13 protein-coding genes are annotated in these 16,572 nt (G+C 71.9%); 7 read left to right on the top strand and 6 right to left on the bottom strand.

Annotated features, from left to right (window positions below):
* Positions 1 to 111 precede the first annotated feature (111 nt).
* Positions 112 to 1,704 carry a hypothetical protein gene (locus ACK4HH_RS01705; RefSeq protein WP_409647740.1) on the top strand — a complete coding sequence of 531 codons (1,593 nt, stop codon included), beginning with the start codon at positions 112 to 114 and terminating at the stop codon, positions 1,702 to 1,704.
* Here the strand turns inward: ACK4HH_RS01705 and sucB are convergent.
* The 3 genes from sucB to ACK4HH_RS01690 form a co-directional block, all read right to left on the bottom strand.
* On the bottom strand, positions 1,701 to 3,065 hold the full coding sequence (gene sucB / locus ACK4HH_RS01700; RefSeq protein ID WP_409647737.1) for a 2-oxoglutarate dehydrogenase, E2 component, dihydrolipoamide succinyltransferase: 1,365 nt from the start codon (positions 3,063 to 3,065) through the stop codon (positions 1,701 to 1,703). The two genes, ACK4HH_RS01705 and sucB, sit on opposite strands and share 4 nt — an antisense overlap.
* A 61-nt stretch (positions 3,066 to 3,126) precedes the next feature.
* Positions 3,127 to 4,500, bottom strand: a complete 1,374-nt coding sequence (lpdA, locus tag ACK4HH_RS01695; protein ID WP_409647734.1) for a dihydrolipoyl dehydrogenase — start codon at positions 4,498 to 4,500, stop codon at positions 3,127 to 3,129.
* A 108-nt stretch (positions 4,501 to 4,608) separates the two neighbouring features.
* Entirely contained in the window at positions 4,609 to 6,105 is a 1,497-nt protein-coding gene (locus tag ACK4HH_RS01690; protein ID WP_409647731.1) for a leucyl aminopeptidase, read from the bottom strand.
* Positions 6,106 to 6,234: 129 nt separating this feature from the next.
* On the opposite strand from ACK4HH_RS01690, the gene ACK4HH_RS01685 reads away from it, so the two are divergent.
* The 5 genes from ACK4HH_RS01685 to ACK4HH_RS01665 all read left to right on the top strand — a co-directional run bounded on the left by ACK4HH_RS01685 (position 6,235) and on the right by ACK4HH_RS01665 (position 12,218).
* Positions 6,235 to 7,158: a proteasome assembly chaperone family protein gene (locus ACK4HH_RS01685; RefSeq protein WP_409647728.1), complete on the top strand. Its 924-nt coding sequence runs from the start codon at positions 6,235 to 6,237 to the stop codon at positions 7,156 to 7,158.
* A 44-nt stretch (positions 7,159 to 7,202) separates the two neighbouring features.
* Positions 7,203 to 8,543: an MFS transporter gene (locus tag ACK4HH_RS01680; protein ID WP_409647725.1), complete on the top strand. Its 1,341-nt coding sequence runs from the start codon at positions 7,203 to 7,205 to the stop codon at positions 8,541 to 8,543.
* Between the two features lie 138 nt (positions 8,544 to 8,681).
* The gene (locus ACK4HH_RS01675) at positions 8,682 to 10,187 is read left to right on the top strand and encodes an RNA polymerase sigma factor (RefSeq protein WP_409647723.1); all 1,506 of its coding nucleotides are present in this window, start codon (positions 8,682 to 8,684) and stop codon (positions 10,185 to 10,187) included.
* 10 nt (positions 10,188 to 10,197) lie between these two features.
* On the top strand, positions 10,198 to 11,466 hold the full coding sequence (locus tag ACK4HH_RS01670) for a MurT ligase domain-containing protein (protein WP_409647720.1): 1,269 nt from the start codon (positions 10,198 to 10,200) through the stop codon (positions 11,464 to 11,466).
* Complete coding sequence (locus tag ACK4HH_RS01665; RefSeq protein WP_409647717.1) at positions 11,463 to 12,218, top strand: hypothetical protein; 756 nt, start codon at positions 11,463 to 11,465, stop codon at positions 12,216 to 12,218. The genes ACK4HH_RS01670 and ACK4HH_RS01665 overlap by 4 nt, the downstream gene beginning before the upstream one ends.
* Here the strand turns inward: ACK4HH_RS01665 and ACK4HH_RS01660 are convergent.
* The 3 genes from ACK4HH_RS01660 to ACK4HH_RS01650 are packed head-to-tail and all read right to left on the bottom strand — an operon-like array spanning position 12,215 to position 14,128.
* Entirely contained in the window at positions 12,215 to 13,285 is a 1,071-nt protein-coding gene (locus ACK4HH_RS01660) for an alanine racemase (RefSeq protein WP_409647714.1), read from the bottom strand. The two genes, ACK4HH_RS01665 and ACK4HH_RS01660, sit on opposite strands and share 4 nt — an antisense overlap.
* Positions 13,270 to 13,920 carry an alanine racemase gene (locus ACK4HH_RS01655; protein WP_409647712.1) on the bottom strand — a complete coding sequence of 217 codons (651 nt, stop codon included), beginning with the start codon at positions 13,918 to 13,920 and terminating at the stop codon, positions 13,270 to 13,272. The genes ACK4HH_RS01660 and ACK4HH_RS01655 overlap by 16 nt, the downstream gene beginning before the upstream one ends.
* Positions 13,904 to 14,128, bottom strand: coding sequence for a hypothetical protein (locus ACK4HH_RS01650; protein ID WP_255159562.1), 225 nt, complete (start codon positions 14,126 to 14,128; stop codon positions 13,904 to 13,906). Before ACK4HH_RS01650 ends, ACK4HH_RS01655 begins: the two co-directional genes overlap by 17 nt.
* Before the next feature lie 195 nt (positions 14,129 to 14,323).
* Here ACK4HH_RS01650 and ACK4HH_RS01645 point away from each other — a divergent pair, with 195 nt between their 5' ends.
* Positions 14,324 to 16,405 (top strand): type IIA DNA topoisomerase subunit B, encoded by a 2,082-nt coding sequence (locus tag ACK4HH_RS01645; protein ID WP_409647709.1) that lies wholly within the window; start codon positions 14,324 to 14,326, stop codon positions 16,403 to 16,405.
* Positions 16,406 to 16,572 lie beyond the last annotated feature (167 nt).

Below are 16,572 nucleotides of genomic sequence, written 5' to 3'. Positions count from 1 at the left end.
ACCAGGATAGGGCCAGCGCTCGGCTCCTCCCCGCCGTTCGCCGAGAGCCGATCCTCCCCGAGCGCGATCGGCCCGCGGGGTCCGGGCCGCACTCGCGGGCATGATCGGCGCGTGCCCGATGCGACCTCTCACGACCCCGCTCCGTTCGAGGGCCTGCCGCTCGAGATCGCCGGCTACCGGGTCGTGCGCGTGCTCGGTCGGGACGACCGATCCATCACGGCGCTCGTGCATGCCGACGGCGCCCCCTTCGTCGCGCGCGTTCTCGCGAGCACCTGCTCCGATGAGTCCATCGATGCCGAGGTCGCGGTGCACGACGCGATCGGCAGGTCCGAGTCGGCGCTGCGCGACCACGTCGTCACGCTGCACGATCTCGCGACGCTCGCCGACGGGCGAATGGCGCTCATCCTCGGGCAGGTGCCCGGCCCCCGCCTCGACGACGTCATGATCGCCCGCCGTGGCGAGCTCGCGCTGGGCGAGGCCATCACCGTGCTCGCGACGGTCGCCGCCGCCCTCGAGAGCGCGCACCGCATCGGGCTCACGGGGCTCGGCCCCGTGGCACGGGGCGTGCGGTTGCGGGCCGACGGCGCACCCGTCATCGTGCGGGTTCAGGATGCCCGCAGCGGGCCCGAACTGCCCGAGCGGTTCCGTGCCGCCGACGCCGCCCATCTCGCCGATCGCGCGGCATTCGAGCGCTTCGGGGCCACCGTGGCGGCGGCGGTCGTCGAGCCGGATCGCCCGGCGCTCATCGCGGCCCTTCGAGCTCCCGACCGCGGCGTGCCGCTCGCCCACGCGCTCTTCGACCTCGCCGATCCGCTGCCGTTGCGCCTCGCGCCCTCGAGCCCGGGGCGGGCCACGCAGGCCATGACGCTCGAGACCACCCCGGCACCGCTGACGACCGTCGAGGCCCGACCCCATCGCGCCTCCTGCGCCGCGCCCGCTGGCGAGTCGCGCGAAGGGCGAGAGGCGGGGCCGACTGCGCGGCCGCGTGCCGTCGCCGCCGCACTCGACGTGCTGGGCGAGCTCGGATTGCCCGCGGCCGTCATCGAGCCCGTGCATCGCGCCGTCGACCGCGCTCTCGAGGGAGTGCGAACACTGCGGTCGCGCATCGCCGGGTCGCGCGTGCCGCCGCGGCCGAACAGCGCGACGACGGCACGGGGCGCCGTCCGGCCGCGCTTCGTGATCGCCGGAGTCGCGGGGGTCGTGGCGGTGCTCGTCGCGGTCGCGCTCGCGGGGCTCGGCGACGCCGATGACCCGTCTGCAGAGGGTGCCGCAGACGGCGGCGGAGCGTCGCCGACGGCGCTAGAGCAGGCGGCGATCGACGATGCGACGCGACCGGTCGACGCCGGGCTCGAGCCCGGGCTTCCTGAACGCATCCCGCACCCGGCTGCCGAGCAGTGGCAGGCGATCGTCGACGAGCTGGTCGGTCGCTGGAACACCTGTCGGGCCAGGGCCGGCACGAGCGACGTCGACGCGTGCGGTCACACGGTCGCGCATGCCGGCTCGGCGGCCGCGCGGCTCATCGGCATCGACGACGATCGCCACGCTCTGCTGGCGCAGTGGAGCGATCGTGACGGCGAGGCCGTCGTGGTCGAGCGCATGGGGGGTGCGGTGATCGTCGACCTCGTGGTCGACTCGACGACGACGGCCTCGCTCCTCGTGGTGAGGAGCGAGGCCGGATGGCGTCTGCGCGACGTGCTCGGCTAGATGCCGAGGTCGCCGTCGAAGTCGGCCTCTTCGAGCCGCGCCTTCACCGCGCTGAGGAAGCGCGCGGCGTCGGCGCCATCCACGATGCGGTGGTCGTACGACAGGGCGAAGTAGACCATCGAGCGCACAGCGATCACGTCGGAGCCGTCGACCTGGATGACGGCCGGCTTCTTGCTCACGATGCCGGTGCCGAGAATGGCGACCTGGGGCAGGAAGACCACGGGCGTGTCGAAGAGCGCGCCGCGCGAGCCGGTGTTCGTGAGCGTGAAGGTTCCCCCCGCCAGCTCGTCGGGCTTGAGCTGGTTGTCGCGCGTGCGGGCGGCGAGGTCGGCGATCTCGCGAGCGAGGTCGGCGATGCTGAGCTCGCCGGCGTTGCGGATCACCGGCGTGAGCAGGCCACGCTCGGTGTCGACCGCGATCGAGAGGTTCTCGGTGTCGGGGTAGACGATCGAGTCGCCGTCGACCGTGGCGTTGATGATCGGGAAGGCGCGCAGCGCCTCGGTCGCGGCCTTGGCGAAGAAGGGCAAGAACGAGAGCTTCGTGCCGGTCGCCTTCTCGAAGTCGCCCTTGACCGCGGTGCGCAGCGCGGCCACCTTCGTGACGTCGACCTCGACGACCGTCGTGAGCTGCGCGGTCGACTGCATCGAGATGACGGCGCGCTCGGCGATGACCTTGCGCAGGCGCGACATCGCCGCGGTCGTGCCGCGCAACGGCGACACCTCGAGCTCGGCGCGCGGGGCCGCAGGCGCCGCGGCACCAGCGGTCGACCCGGCGGCCGCGATGACGTCTTGCTTGCGGATCCGCCCCCCGACACCGGTGCCGGTGACGCGCGCGAGGTCGACGCCGTGCTCGGCTGCGAGCTTGCGCACGATCGGCGTGATGTACGCGGCGGCGTTCGCTGCGGGAGCCGGGGCTGCCGCAGGGGCGGCAGGGGCGGCGGGCGCGACGACGGGAGCGGGGGCGACAACGGGTGGCGCGGCGACGGGCTCAGGCGCAGCGACGGGCTCGGGCGCAGCGACGGGCTCGGGAGCAGCGACGGGCTCGGGAGCAGCGACGGGCTCCGGTGCCGCGACGGGCTCCGGTGCCGCGACGGGCGCGACAGCGGGAGCCGCGGCGGCACCGCCGCCGTCACCGATCCGGACGAGAGGCGTGCCGACCTCGACGGTCTCGTCCTCGGCCACGAGGATCTCTTCGATGACTCCCGCGACCGGGGAGGGGATCTCGGTGTCGACCTTGTCGGTCGAGACCTCGAGCAGCGGCTCGTCGACCTCGACCCGGTCGCCCACGTTCTTCAGCCATCGGGTGACCGTTCCCTCGGTGACGCTCTCACCGAGCGCCGGGAGGTTGACGGATTCGCTCATCAGTAGTGCTCCTTCGAAGCCTTCAATGTGTCTTCAGACTAGTTGCGGGGTCGGGCGGGGGTCACATCGCGTGCAGGGGCTTGCCCGCGAGCGCCAGGAACGCCTCGCCGAGGGCCTCGTTCTGCGTCGGGTGGGCGTGCAGCAGCGGGGCGACGTCTTCGGGGTGGGCATCCCAGTTGACCGCCAGCTGCGCCTCGCCGATGAGCTCGCCCACACGGGCGCCGATCATGTGCACGCCGACGACGGGGCCATCGACGACGCGCACGACCTTGATCGAGCCCGCCGTCTCGAGGATGTGGCTCTTGCCGTTGCCCGCGAGGTTGTACTCGTAGCTCGCGACGGCGGCCTCGCCGTACTGCTCTTTGGCCTTGGCCTCGCTCAGGCCGACCGAGGCGACCTCGGGCTCGCTGTAGGTGACCTTGGGAATGTTGACGTCGCTGATCACGACCGGGTTCAGGCCCGCGAGCTCCTCCGCCACGAAGATGCCGTGCTGGAAGCCGCGGTGCGCGAGCTGCAGGCCGGGGACGATGTCGCCGACGGCGTAGAGGCCCGGGATGCTCGTCTCGAGCCGCTCGTTCGTGAGCACGAATCCGCGATCCATCGCCACACCGACCTCCTCGAAGCCGAGGCCGGCCGTGGAGGGGCCGCGGCCGACGGCCACGAGCAGCAGGTCGGCCTCGATGGTCGCGCCGTTCTCGAGCGTTACGACGACGCCCTGGTCGTTCTGGGTGACGCTCTGGAATCGCACGCCGAGCGTGAACTCGATGCCGCGCTTGCGGTAGGCGCGCTCGAACTGCTTCGAGATCGACTCCTCCTCCATCGGCACGAGGTGCGCGAGGGCTTCGATGATGTGCACCTCGGAGCCGAACGAGCGCCACACGCTCGAGAACTCGACGCCGATGACGCCGCCGCCGAGCACGGCGACCTTCTTGGGCACGTAGTCGAGCTGCAGCGCCTGTTCGGAGGTGATGACGCGGCCGCCGATCTCGAGCCCCGGGAGGGTGCGCGAGTACGAGCCGGTGGCGAGCACGACGTTCTTGCCCGTGATGGTGCTGTCGCCGACCTGCACAGTCGTGGGGGAGGTGAGGCGCCCCTCGCCCTCGATCGTCGTGATGCCGCGGGCCTTGATGAGGCCCTGAAGGCCCTTGTGCTTGCTCGAGACGATGCCCTCGCGGTATTGGTTCACCGCGGGCACGTCGATGCCCTCGAGCGTGGCCTTGACACCAAACTTGGCGGAGTCGCGCGCGGCGTCGGCCACCTCGGCGGCGTGCAGCAGGGCCTTGGTCGGGATGCAGCCGACGTGGAGGCAGGTGCCCCCGACCTTCGACTTCTCGATGAGCCCCACGCTCATGCCTAGCTGGCTGGCGCGGAGGGCGGCGGCGTACCCGCCGCTTCCGGCACCGAGGATGACGAGGTCGAAGGTCTGGTCAGACACCGGCAGAGACTCCTTTATCCGCGAAGGATTGTCGTGCGGGGGTCGACGTCGAGGTGGCGGGTCGACCCGATGTGCGGCACGACGGTCACGTGCCCGCCGACGAGCCTACTACTTGGTCGCGAGCCGCTCGGCGAGACGAACGAGCAGGCGCACGGTCACGCCCGACGGGCCCTTGGGGGTGTATCCGAAGGCCGCCGCCGGGTTGTTGGCCGGGCCGGCGATGTCGAGGTGGGCCCACGGGATGCGCGGCGCATCGGGAGCATCGCCAGTGCGGCCCACGAACTCCCGCAAGAACACGCCCGCGAGCAGCATCCCCGCGGCGGTGCTTCCCGGCTTGGCGTTGGCGATGTCGGCGACATCGCTCTTGAGCAGCGGCCGCAGCTCAGCCGGCAGGGGCATGGGCCACACGAGCTCGCCGGTGTCGGCCGCCGCCGCTCGCACCTCATCGACGAGGGCATCGTCGCCCATGAGCCCCGCATAGCGCTCGCCGAGTGCGACGCGCGCGGCGCCCGTGAGGGTCGCGACATCGACGATCGCGTCGGGTCGTTCCTCGCTCGCCGCGACGAGCCCATCGGCGAGCACGAGTCGGCCCTCGGCGTCGGTGTTGAGCACTTCGACCGTCGTGCCACCGCGGATCGTGAGCACGTCGTTGGGGCGCATGGCCGTCGACGACGGCATGTTCTCGGCCAGGCAGAGCCAGGCGGTGAGGCGCACCGGCAGGTCGAGGCGCGCGGCCGCGATCACGGCGGCGAGCGCCGTGGCGGCTCCCGTCATGTCGTACTTCATGCCGACCATGGCGGCGGCGGGCTTGAGCGAGAGCCCTCCCGAGTCGAAGGTGATGCCCTTGCCGACGATCGCGAGATGCCGGTGGTCACTCGAGGCCCGGTAGCGCACGGCGAGCAGGCGCGGCGGCCGCGACGATCCCTGACCCACGCCGAGGATGCCGCCGAAGCCGCCCGCGGCGAGCTCGTCGGGCCCCCACTCCTCGAACTCGATCGGCAGGCCGACGGCTGCTGCGCGGGCGCGCTCGACGAAGCTCGCGGGGTACAGGTCGTTGGGAGGGGTGGTGACGAGGTCGCGTACGAGCGCGACGGCGCTCGACGTGGCCCGGGCGGCGTCGGCCGCGGCCTCGGCGGCGTCGACCGTGGTGGCGAGCTCGATCTCGGTCGTGCCGGCGACCGACTCGCCCGATCGGTATCCCGTGAAGCGGTAGGCGCCCATCGCGGCGCCCTCGAGCACCGCCTGCACGTCGGCGGGCCAGCTCGTCGGCAGGGCGAACGCGATGCGCGCGGCCGAGCCGAGCGACCGCGCGGCGGTGCCTGCCGCGCTGCGCAGGCTCTCGGGCGTGAGGGGAGCGCGGCCGAGGCCGATGACGAGAACGCTGGCGGCGGCGACGCCCTCGGGCGCGGGGATTCGGGCGGTCTCGTCGACGGCGCCCGTGAGCCCGAGCATCCGGAGGCCCCCGGCGAGCGCCGCGAGCGGACCGGTGTCGATGCCGACGACCGCGATGCCGTCGTCGGCCGCCGGGGCGATGCCGACGACGAGCGCATCGCACGCGATCTCGACGGGCGGACGGGACGACACGGAGAGCGCGGGGGAGGCCATGCGCTCCAGGCTATCCGCGCGGCAGCGGCGAGCCGCACCGCGTCACCGACGCCGGTCGGGCGGCAATGTTCGCTCTCAGCGCGCCCCGCGCGGCCGGGTCGAGGGCGCGGCGCGACCTACCATGGAGGCATGCGGAATCCGGCTGATCTCTACTCCGTCGTGCTGACGGAGGACGAGGTGCCGCGCGATCTGCCGCTCGTCGTCGGCCTCACGGGCTTCGTCGACTCGGGCGGTGCCGTCGCCCAGGTCTCTGAGTACCTGCTCGACGAGCTGGATCACCGCGACGTGGTCGTCTTCGACAACGACGAGCTGCTCGACTACCGCGCCCGGCGCCCGATCATGGTCTTCGAAGAGACCCGCATCACGGACTACCGCCGCCCACAGCTCGCCCTGCGTCTTGCGCACGACGACCTCGGCGCGCCCTTCCTGCTGCTGACGGGCTACGAGCCCGACTTTCAGTGGGAGCGCTTCGTTCAGGCCTTGCTCGACATCATCGAGCGCTACGGCGTGGCCACGACGACGTGGGTGCACGCCATCCCCATGCCCGTGCCGCACACGCGCGCCATCGGCGTCACGGTGAGCGGCACGCGCGATGAGCTCATCGAGTCGCTCTCGGTGTGGCGGCCCACCACCCAGGTGCCCGGCAACGTGCTGCACTTGCTCGAGTACCGGCTTACCGAGTCGCAGCATCCGATCGCAGGCTTCGTGCTGCTCGTGCCGCACTATCTCGCCGACACCGAGTTCCCCTCCGCGGCGGTCACGGCGCTCGAGAGCATCACCGCAGCGACGGGGCTCCTCTTCCCCACCGATCGCCTGCGCGCCGATGGCCGCGAGTTTCTCGCGAAGATCGAGGGCGAGGTCGAGGGCAACATCGAGCTCGCACGCCTCGTCGGCACGCTCGAAGAGCGGCACGACAGCTACATGGAGGACAACCCGCTGCGGTCTCCGCTGACGGACGAAGACGGCGAGCTGCCGAGCGCCGACTCGATCGCTGCCGAGCTCGAGAAGTTCCTCGCGTTCCGCCAGGCGACCGACGACGACGAGTCGCGGTAGCACGCCCGCGCGGCTGCCGCCCTGCCCCGACCTAGGCTGACGGGGTGGACTCGCGACGCGCATGGGGTGTGCTGCTCGTGGCGATGCTCGCCTACATCGTCGGCGTGCTGCAGCGCTCGAGCATGGGCGTCGCGGGGGTCGCGGCGAGCGAGCGCTTCATCGTCGACGCGACGGCGCTGTCGAGCCTCGCGGTGCTGCAACTGCTGGTCTACGCGCTGCTGCAGATTCCCGTCGGCGTGCTCGTCGATCGTGTCGGTCCGCGTGTGCTCATCGTCACGGGGGCCCTGACGATGGCCGGGGGCCAGATCGCGGTCGCGTACGCCGATGAGCTCGCCGTCGCCGTGGTCGGGCGCGTGCTCGTCGGCGCGGGCGACGCCATGACCTTCATCTCGGTGCTGCGGCTTCTCGGCGCGTGGTTCTCGCCCGGGCGGTTGCCGCAGCTCTCGCAGTGGGTGGGCACGATCGGGCAGAGCGGGCAGCTGCTGTCGGCCGTGCCGTTCGCGCTCGTGCTGCAGCTGAACGGCTGGAGCGCCGCCTTCGCCTCGGCCGCCTCGCTCTCGGTCGTCGTCGCGGTCGCGGTGCTCGTCGCGGTTCGGGATGCTCCGTCCGCGGCCCCGCTCGACCGCTCGGCGTCGCTCGGCGCGGCGCTCGCGAGCCTGCGGGCGAGCATCCGTCACCCCGGAACGCGCCTGGGGTTCTGGGCGCACGCGGCGACGCAATCGAGCGGGGCGATGCTCGCGCTGCTCTGGGGGTTCCCCATGCTCTCGATCGGGCTCGGCTACGGCCCCGCGGTCGCCGCGGGCATGATCGGCCTCATGGTCGTGATCGCCGCGATCGCGGGGCCGATCATCGGGCTGCTGTCGGCCCGGTTCCCCTTTCGACGGTCGAACCTCGTGCTCGGCATCGTCGGCCTGATGGCGGTCGCGTGGACGATCGTGCTGCTGTGGCCGGGGCAGCCGCCGTTCTGGATGATCGTGGCGCTCGTCGTCGTCGTGGCGGCCGGGGGGCCCGGCTCGCTCATCGGCTTCGACTTCGCCCGCGCGTACAACCCGCCGGTTCGCCACGGCGCTGCCTCGGGATTCGTCAACCTCGGCGGATTCACGGTGACCGTGGTCATCGTTCTGCTTGTGGGCGTGCTGCTCGACGTGCAGAGCCCGGGAGCGCCTGCCGACCAGTTGTACGCGTGGGAGCACTGGCGCGTCGCGCTTGCTGTTCAGGCGCCCGTGGTCGGGATCGTCGTGGCGCTTCTGCTCGTCGCGCGTCGGCGTACCCGTCGCCGAGTGCACGAGGAGGAGGGGATCGCGGTCGGCCCGCTGTGGCTCGCGATCGTGCGCCGATGGCGCCAGCGGCGCGGCCCGCAGGGCGACGTCGAGCATTGGTCGTGACCCCCGGGTCGGTGTGCGATAATGGAGGTTCACGACCCGGTCGGACGCCGGGCACGCACTCCGCTCATGCGGGGCAGCGCGCCGCAGCGACTTGACATGGGTCGTTGTACTGCCCGCAGAACGCGAGAAGAGGGGCCCATGGCTGCCCGAGCGACCACCAGCACGACCGCAGAGCCCGCGGTGAGCACGACGGCCACGGCGGCGCCCGCGAAGGCCGCTGCCGCGAAGACGACGGCGGGCACGACCGCGGCTGCGAAGGCGCCGGCGGCGAAGACCACAGCGACGAAGACGGCCGCGGCGAAGACCACGGCGGCGAAGGCCTCGGGCACGAAGGCTGCACCGGCGACGGCCGCAGCGACGAAGACCGCAGCGACGAAGACCGCAGCGACGAAGACCGCAGCGGCGAAGGCACCGGCCCCCGCCGCGACGAAGCGTGCCGCCGCCAAGAAGGCGGCCTCGCCGGCGGGTTCTGCCGCCGAGGGCGATGACGACGACGAGGTCGATCTCGACGCCGTCGAGCCCGATGCCGAGGCGGTCGTCGCCGAGGTCGAGATCGATCCCGAGGCTGTGGTCGTCGTCGACGAGGCCGACGCCGACGCCGATGACAGCGATGACGACGACGACGAGAAAGACACCGGATCGGCTGGCGACCTGCCCACCGGGGCGATCGTCATCTCGAACACCGATGACGACGACGAGGTGCCCGTCTACTCGTCGACCATAACGGGGGCGACGGCCGACCCGGTCAAGGACTACCTGAAGCAGATCGGCAAGGTCCCGCTGCTCAACGCCGCCGAAGAGGTCGAGCTCGCCATGCGCATCGAGGCGGGCCTGTTCGCCGAGGAGAAGCTCTCGACGATGACCGAGAAGGAGAAGCGCTCCGCTCTCGGCCGCGACCTCTCGTGGGTGGCGCGCGACGGCCAGCGGGCGAAGAACCACCTGCTCGGTGCGAACCTGCGCCTCGTGGTCTCGCTCGCCAAGCGATACACCGGTCGCGGCATGCAGTTCCTCGACCTGATCCAAGAGGGCAACCTCGGCCTGATCCGCGCGGTCGAGAAGTTCGACTACACCAAGGGCTTCAAGTTCTCGACCTACGCCACCTGGTGGATCCGTCAGGCGATCACGCGCGCCATGGCCGACCAGGCCCGCACGATCCGCATCCCCGTGCACATGGTCGAGGTCATCAACAAGCTTGCGCGCGTGCAGCGCCAGATGCTGCAAGACCTGGGCCGTGAACCCACGCCCGAAGAGCTCAGCCGCGAGCTCGACATGACCCCCGAGAAGGTCATCGAGGTGCAGAAGTACGGCCGTGAGCCCATCTCGCTGCACACGCCTCTCGGCGAAGACGGCGACAGCGAGTTCGGCGACCTCATTGAAGACACCGAGGCGGTCGTGCCGGCTGATGCGGTGGGCTTCACGATGCTGCAGAAGCAGCTCGAGAGTCTGCTCGACTCGCTCTCCGAGCGCGAGGCGGGAGTCATCCGCATGCGCTTCGGTCTCGGCGATGGCATGCCCAAGACGCTCGACCAGATCGGCGACACCTTCGGGGTGACGCGCGAGCGCATCCGCCAGATCGAGTCGAAGACGATGGCCAAGCTGCGCCACCCCTCGCGCTCGCAGGCGCTGCGCGACTACCTCGAGTAGGCCGGCACCCGTGCGCATCCGGCTGGCAGTGCTCGTCGGGCGGGCCGTGCGCGTCGTCGCACGGTTGCGCGGCGGCGGCTCGGCGATTCCGGGCAACATCGCCTTGCGCATCGCCCCGCAGTTTCTCGAGCACGCGCTCGGGGGGCTGCCGCTCGGCGTCGTCTTCGTGACCGGGTCGAACGGCAAGTCGACGACGACGAACATGCTCGTCGGGGTGCTGCGCGCCCACGGGATGCGCGTCTTCACGAACCCGAGCGGCGCCAACCTGCCGCAGGGCATCGCGTCGGCGCTGCTCGCCTCTGTTCCGCTCGACGGGCGCGTGCGCGACGACATCGCGGTGCTCGAGGTCGACGAGGCCTACGGGGTCGGGCTCGCCGACCGACTGGCACCCACCGACCTGCTGCTGCTCAATCTGCAGATCGATCAGCTCAACCGGTTCCACGAGCCCGATCGGGTCTACGGCATGCTCGAGCGCATCCGCGAGGCCGCCCGTCGCCGGGTCATCGTGAACGCGTCCGACCCCAACACGGCCGAGCTCGGGCGCGACGCGCGCTCCGACCAGCAGGTCGTCGTGTTCGACGTGGCCCCCGAGGCGCTCGCGGCGAGCCCGCACGGCGTCGCCGCGGCCCCGCGCCCGACGGCGGCCGGCACGAGCCCGCTGCCCGAGGCCTCGGTCGTCGTGCTCGACGTGCAGGGCACGACGGCGTCGATCGCGGTCGGGGGCGAGCCCGCATCCATCGCCCTGCCCGCCCGAGGGCTGCACTACGCCGTCGACGCCGCGGCCGCGCTCGCGACCGCGCGCAGCCTGCTCGGCGATCGGTTCGACCGTGGCGCGGCCGAGGGCGCCTTCGCGGGGCTCGACACCGTGTACGGGCGCGGCGAGATCCTCGACGCGCGCGGGCAGCAGATCGAGCTCGTGATGATGAAGAACCCGCCGAGCCTGCAGCTCAACCTCGACGCGCTCGGCCGGGTGCCGCAGCGCGTCATGGTCGCCGTCGACGAGGGCACGCCCGACCCGTCATGGATCTACGACACCGACCTCTCGACCCTCGACCACGTCGACATCGTCACGGGCACGAAGGCCTGGCAGTGGGCGACGCGACTCGCCTACGAGGGCATCGAGGTCGGCGAGGTCATCGAGGAGTTCCCCGCCGCGGTCGACGCCTTCCTCGCCCTCCCCGCGCCGAGCGACGGTCCGAAGGTCGCGGTCATCAACTACGAGCTCATGATGGAGCTGCGCCTGCGCATGGGCTACCTCGACCTGGAGGGCGGCGCATGACCACCCTGCGCATCGTGCACCTCTACCCGGCCGAGCTTGGGCTCAACGGCGACCGCGGCAACGTGCTCGTGCTGCGCCGGCGCCTCGAGTGGCGCGGCCTCGCGGTCGAGACCGTCGATGTCGCGCCCGGAGAGCCGCTGCCCGGCACCGCCGACCTCGTCCACGTGGGCAGCGGTGCGCGCTCGGCACGCGACGCGGTGCTGCCCGCCGCGCGCGCGCACGGCGCGCTGCTGCAGGAGTGGGCGACGGCGGGCGTGCCGATGATCGCGGTCGGAGCGGGGATGCACCTGTTCGCGCAGCAGATCGTCGATCTCGAGGGTCGCGCGCGCGCGGGGCTCGGCCTCCTGCCGATCACGGTGCGGGATGCCCGCTCGCGCGCGGTCGGCGAGGCGCTCGGCGTTCCGCGGGCCGACGGCCGGCTCGCCGGCTTCGTCAACCACGGTGTCACGGTCGAGCTGCATGACGCGGATCCGCTCACGGTGCTCGATCGCGGCCCGGGCAACAGCGGCTCGACCGCGGCAGCGGATCGCGGTGAGGGCGTTCGTGCCGGCGTGCTGATCGGAACCCACCTCGGGGGCCCCGTGCTGCCCATGAACCCCGGCCTCGCCGATGAGCTGCTCGCGGCGGCGCTGGCTCGGCGCTCGATCGACCTGCCCGCGGCTGACGCGCAGGTCGCGCACGCCGACACCCTCGCTCGCCACGCGCGGGCCGCGATCGCCGCGCGACTCGGTCGTGCGGGCGTGGCGGTCTAGCGAACCGTCGGAGAGCCGACGCCCTGGCGCGGCACGCTCGCGGGCACGCCCGTGAGGATCTCGTCGCCGATCGTGCCGCTCCATCGCGCCCAGTCCTCGGCGCTCGGAACGCCCGAGCCGGGCTCCCCGAAGATCGTCACGACGGCGCCCGCGGCAATGCTCTCGCGCGCTGCGACGAGGGTGCGGTCGACCTCGACGGCCTCGACCGGGTACCGGCGGCCGTCGATCGACACCTCGGCACCGCGCGCGGCGACCGGCACGCCGTCGGCGTAGCCCGCCGCGATCCACCGGCGACCGCTCGGCGCGGGCGCATCCAGCACCGTCGATCGCAGCGTCATGACGGCCCCGAGCCCGAGGTCGTGCCCCGAGGCGTCGTCGAACGGCGACACGCCGTAGGCCGCGATGCCGAAGCGCACGAGGTCGAAGCGGGCGCGCGGTTCTCGCCACCCCGCTGAGCTCGCCGCGAGGTGGCGCAGGGGAGGGGTCACGCCCAGGGAGGCGGCCGTGGCGATGGCGCCCTCGAACACGCCGATGGCGGCGTCGTCGGCCTCAACTGAGGCATCGGCGAGGTGCGACCAGATGCCCTCAATCTCGATGCGCCCCTCCGCGGCGAGAGCACGCGCGGCGCGCACGAGAGCCGGCCACTGCTCGGGCAGCGCGCCGTTGCGCCGCAGCCCGGTGTCGATCTTGAGGTGCACGCGCGCGGGAGTGCCGGGCTGCGCCGCCGCGGCGATCGCCTCGAGCTGCCATTCGGCCGAGACTCCGAGATCGACCTTGGCCGCGACGGCCGCGGCGAAGTCGCTGCGAGGGCCGTGCAGCCAGGCGAACAGGCGACAGTCGATGCCGCTCTCGCGCAGGGCGAGTGCCGCGGGGATCTCGAGCACGGCGAGCGATCGGGCTCCGGCCGCGAGAGCGACGGGGGCGAGCGCGAGCATCCCGTGCCCGTAGGCATCGGCCTTCACGGCGAGCATGACCTCGGCCGGGGCGGCGCGCTCGACGAGCACGCTCACATTGCGGGCGAACGCACCGTGGTCGATGACCGCGACCGCCGTCACGACTCGACCCATCGGCGCTGGATGCGGCGCCCGAGCCCCGCGAGCAGCGCGGCGGCGGGGCGCTCGGTCGCCGCGCTCCACGCGGCGAGAGACGCGCCGTCGTGCCACAGCACGGCGACGTCGCCGACCTGGGCCGGTGCCGCACCCAGGTCGACCACGAGCTGATCCATGGCGATGCGACCCGCGACGATGCCCGTCGCGCCGCCGATGCGCACGGGCGCGCGGCTCGAGGCGAGCCGGGGCACGCCGTCGGCATAGCCGAGGCCCACGAGCGCGAGCGTCGCCTCGTCGCTCGTGCGGTACTGGTACCCGTACGAGACCGCGGTGCCCGCGGGCACGCGCTTGACGGCGACGACCTCGCCCTCGAGGCTCAGCACGGGCTGCTGGCCCTCGTGCAGGCCGTAGGCGAGCATCCCGAGGCCCGCCTCTTCGGCGGTCGTCGCCGTGTCGCCGTCGCGCACGAAACGATGGATGCCGCGCGCACGGGCCCGCCGCTCGACCTCATCGGCCCCGTGCCCGTACGCGTCGGCGCGCAGGTCGAGCGTCGCCTCGCCCTCGGCGAGCAGCGCGGTCAGGGCGTCGTCGAGAGCGCGGGCCGAGAGGCGCGCGACGCGGCGGACGCCGAGCGGCTCAGGCGCCGCGCTCATCGAGCAGGCGGCTCGATTCGTCGTGCCAGGCCAGGGCCGTGCTCGCGAGGCTCTCTTTGAACCGCGCCGCGTGGTGGGCGCAGAACAGCAGCTCGCCCGTCGCGAGCGTCGCGCGCACGTAGGCCTGGGCCCCGCAGCTGTCGCAGCGGTCGAGGGCGGTGAGCGGCGCGGTCGCGACGGTCGGGTTCTCGGTGGTGATCTGCGTCATGGGGTAGCCCTCACTCTCCGGTGGCGTCGCGAATCTCTCGGTGCCCTTATTGCACCACACGCATGCGACGGTCTCGTGTCAATCGGCCCCGATTTCGCTGAACGCGTAGGCGGGGTCGATACAAGCAGTTCGGAGCCGAGCGGTTCGCGGAGTGGGAGCCGGGACGCGCGGGCGAGCCCGCCTACGATGAAGTCCGTGCCCAGCTCCGACTACTCCGCCCGCCACCTGTCTGTTCTCGAGGGGCTCGAGGCGGTGCGCAAGCGTCCCGGCATGTACATCGGCTCGACCGATTCGCGCGGGCTCATGCACTGCCTGTGGGAGATCATCGACAACTCCGTCGACGAGGCGCTCGGCGGCTTCGGCACGCAGATCGACCTGCGGCTGCACCCCGACGGCAGCGTCGAGGTGCGCGACCGCGCGCGGGGCATCCCCGTCGACATCGAGCCCAAAACGGGTCTGAGCGGCGTCGAGGTCGTCTTCACGAAGCTGCACGCCGGCGGCAAGTTCGGCGGCGGCTCGTATGCCGCATCCGGTGGTCTGCACGGTGTCGGTGCCTCCGTCGTCAACGCGCTCAGTGCGCGCCTCGACGTCGAGGTCGACCGCGATGGCGCTACGTGGGCGATGTCGTTCCATCGTGGCGAGCCCGGGGTCTTCGCCGACGGCCCCGAGGGGCCGAGCCCCGACGCGCCATTCTCGCCGTTCGTCTCGGGCAGCGAGCTGCGGAAGATCGGGAAGGTCGCGAAAGGCGTCACCGGCACGCGCATTCGCTACTGGGCCGACCCGCAGATCTTCACGAAGGGCGCGAGCTTCCTCACCGACGAGCTCATCGGCCGGCTGCGGCAGACGGCCTTCCTCGTGCCGGGCATCACGCTCGAGCTCACCGACGACCGGGGCGAGACGCCCGTCACCGAGTCGTTCCGCTTCGACGGCGGCATCAGCGAGTACGCCGAGTTCCTGGCCCCGGATGCCCCGCTCACCGACACCTGGCGCATCACGGGCAGCGGCACCTTCGCCGAGACGGTGCCCGTGCTGCAGGCGAACGGGCACATGGTGCCGACCGAGGTCGAGCGCGAGTGCGTCGTCGACATCGCCCTGCGCTGGGGAACCGGATACGACACGACCTTCCGCTCGTACGTCAACATCATCGCGACGCCGAAGGGCGGCAGCCACCAGCTCGGCTTCGAGCAGGGCCTGCTCAAGTTCTTGCGAGCCGAGGTCGAGAAGAACGCGCGCCGCCTCAAGGCCGGCACCGACAAGCTCGAGAAGGATGACGTTCTCGCGGGGCTCACCGCCGTGCTCACGGTGCGCCTGCCCGAACCGCAGTTCGAGGGGCAGACGAAAGAGATCCTTGGCACGCCGGCCGTGCGCGCGATCGCGGCGAATGTCATCGCCCGCGGGCTCGCCGAGCGGTTCGGCTCGAGCAAGCGCGACGACAAGGCGCAGACGGCACTCGTGCTCGACAAGGTCGTCGCCGAGATGAAGAGCCGTATCTCGGCGCGCGCCCACAAAGAGACGCAGCGCCGCAAGAACGCGCTCGAGAGCTCGGCCCTGCCCGCCAAGCTCGTCGACTGCCGATCGAACGACGTCGCGAGCAGCGAGCTGTTCATCGTCGAGGGCGACAGCGCCCTCGGCACGGCGAAGCTCGCGCGCGACAGCGAGTTCCAGGCCCTGCTGCCCATCCGCGGCAAGATCCTCAACGTTCAGAAGGCCTCGGTGAGCGACATGCTCAGCAATGCCGAGTGCGCCTCGATCATCCAGGTGATCGGCGCCGGCTCGGGCCGATCGTTCGACCTCGAGCAGGCGCGCTACGGCAAGGTCATCATCATGAGCGATGCCGACGTCGACGGCGCCCACATCCGTACGCTGCTGCTCACGCTGTTCTTCCGCTACATGCGGCCCATGATCGACGAGGGCCGGGTGTTCGCCGCCGTGCCCCCGCTGCACCGCGTCGTCGTGATGAACCCGGGCTCGAAGCCCAACGAGACGATCTACACCTACAGCGAGAAAGAGCTGCAGGGCGTGCTCGCGGCGCTCAAGAAGGCCGGCAAGCGCTATCAAGATCCCATCCAGCGCTACAAGGGCCTGGGCGAGATGGATGCCGATCAGCTCGCCGACACGACCATGAGCCGGGCCCACCGCACCCTGCGCCGCGTGCGCGTGAGCGACGCCGAGGCCTCGTCGCGCATGTTCGAGCTGCTCATGGGCAACGAGGTCGCGCCGCGCAAAGACTTCATCATCGCGGGGCAGGGCCTCGACCGCGACCGCATCGACGTCTAGCCCGCCCGCTCGACCGAGCCCGGATCCGGACGCCCGCGCTCGACGCCTCCCCGACGGCGTCTCCACAATTCAGGAGTCTCGACTGCCACTGCGGGGAGACACGCCGACACGAGCCCGCTCAGGCCCGGTCAGGGCGCCAATCTCCTGAATTGTGGAGACACGCGGAT

The organism is Microcella sp., assembly GCF_046296455.1.
Classification (GTDB): Bacteria; Actinomycetota; Actinomycetes; order Actinomycetales; family Microbacteriaceae; genus Microcella.
This window is presented reverse-complemented; position numbering and strand designations above follow the sequence as displayed.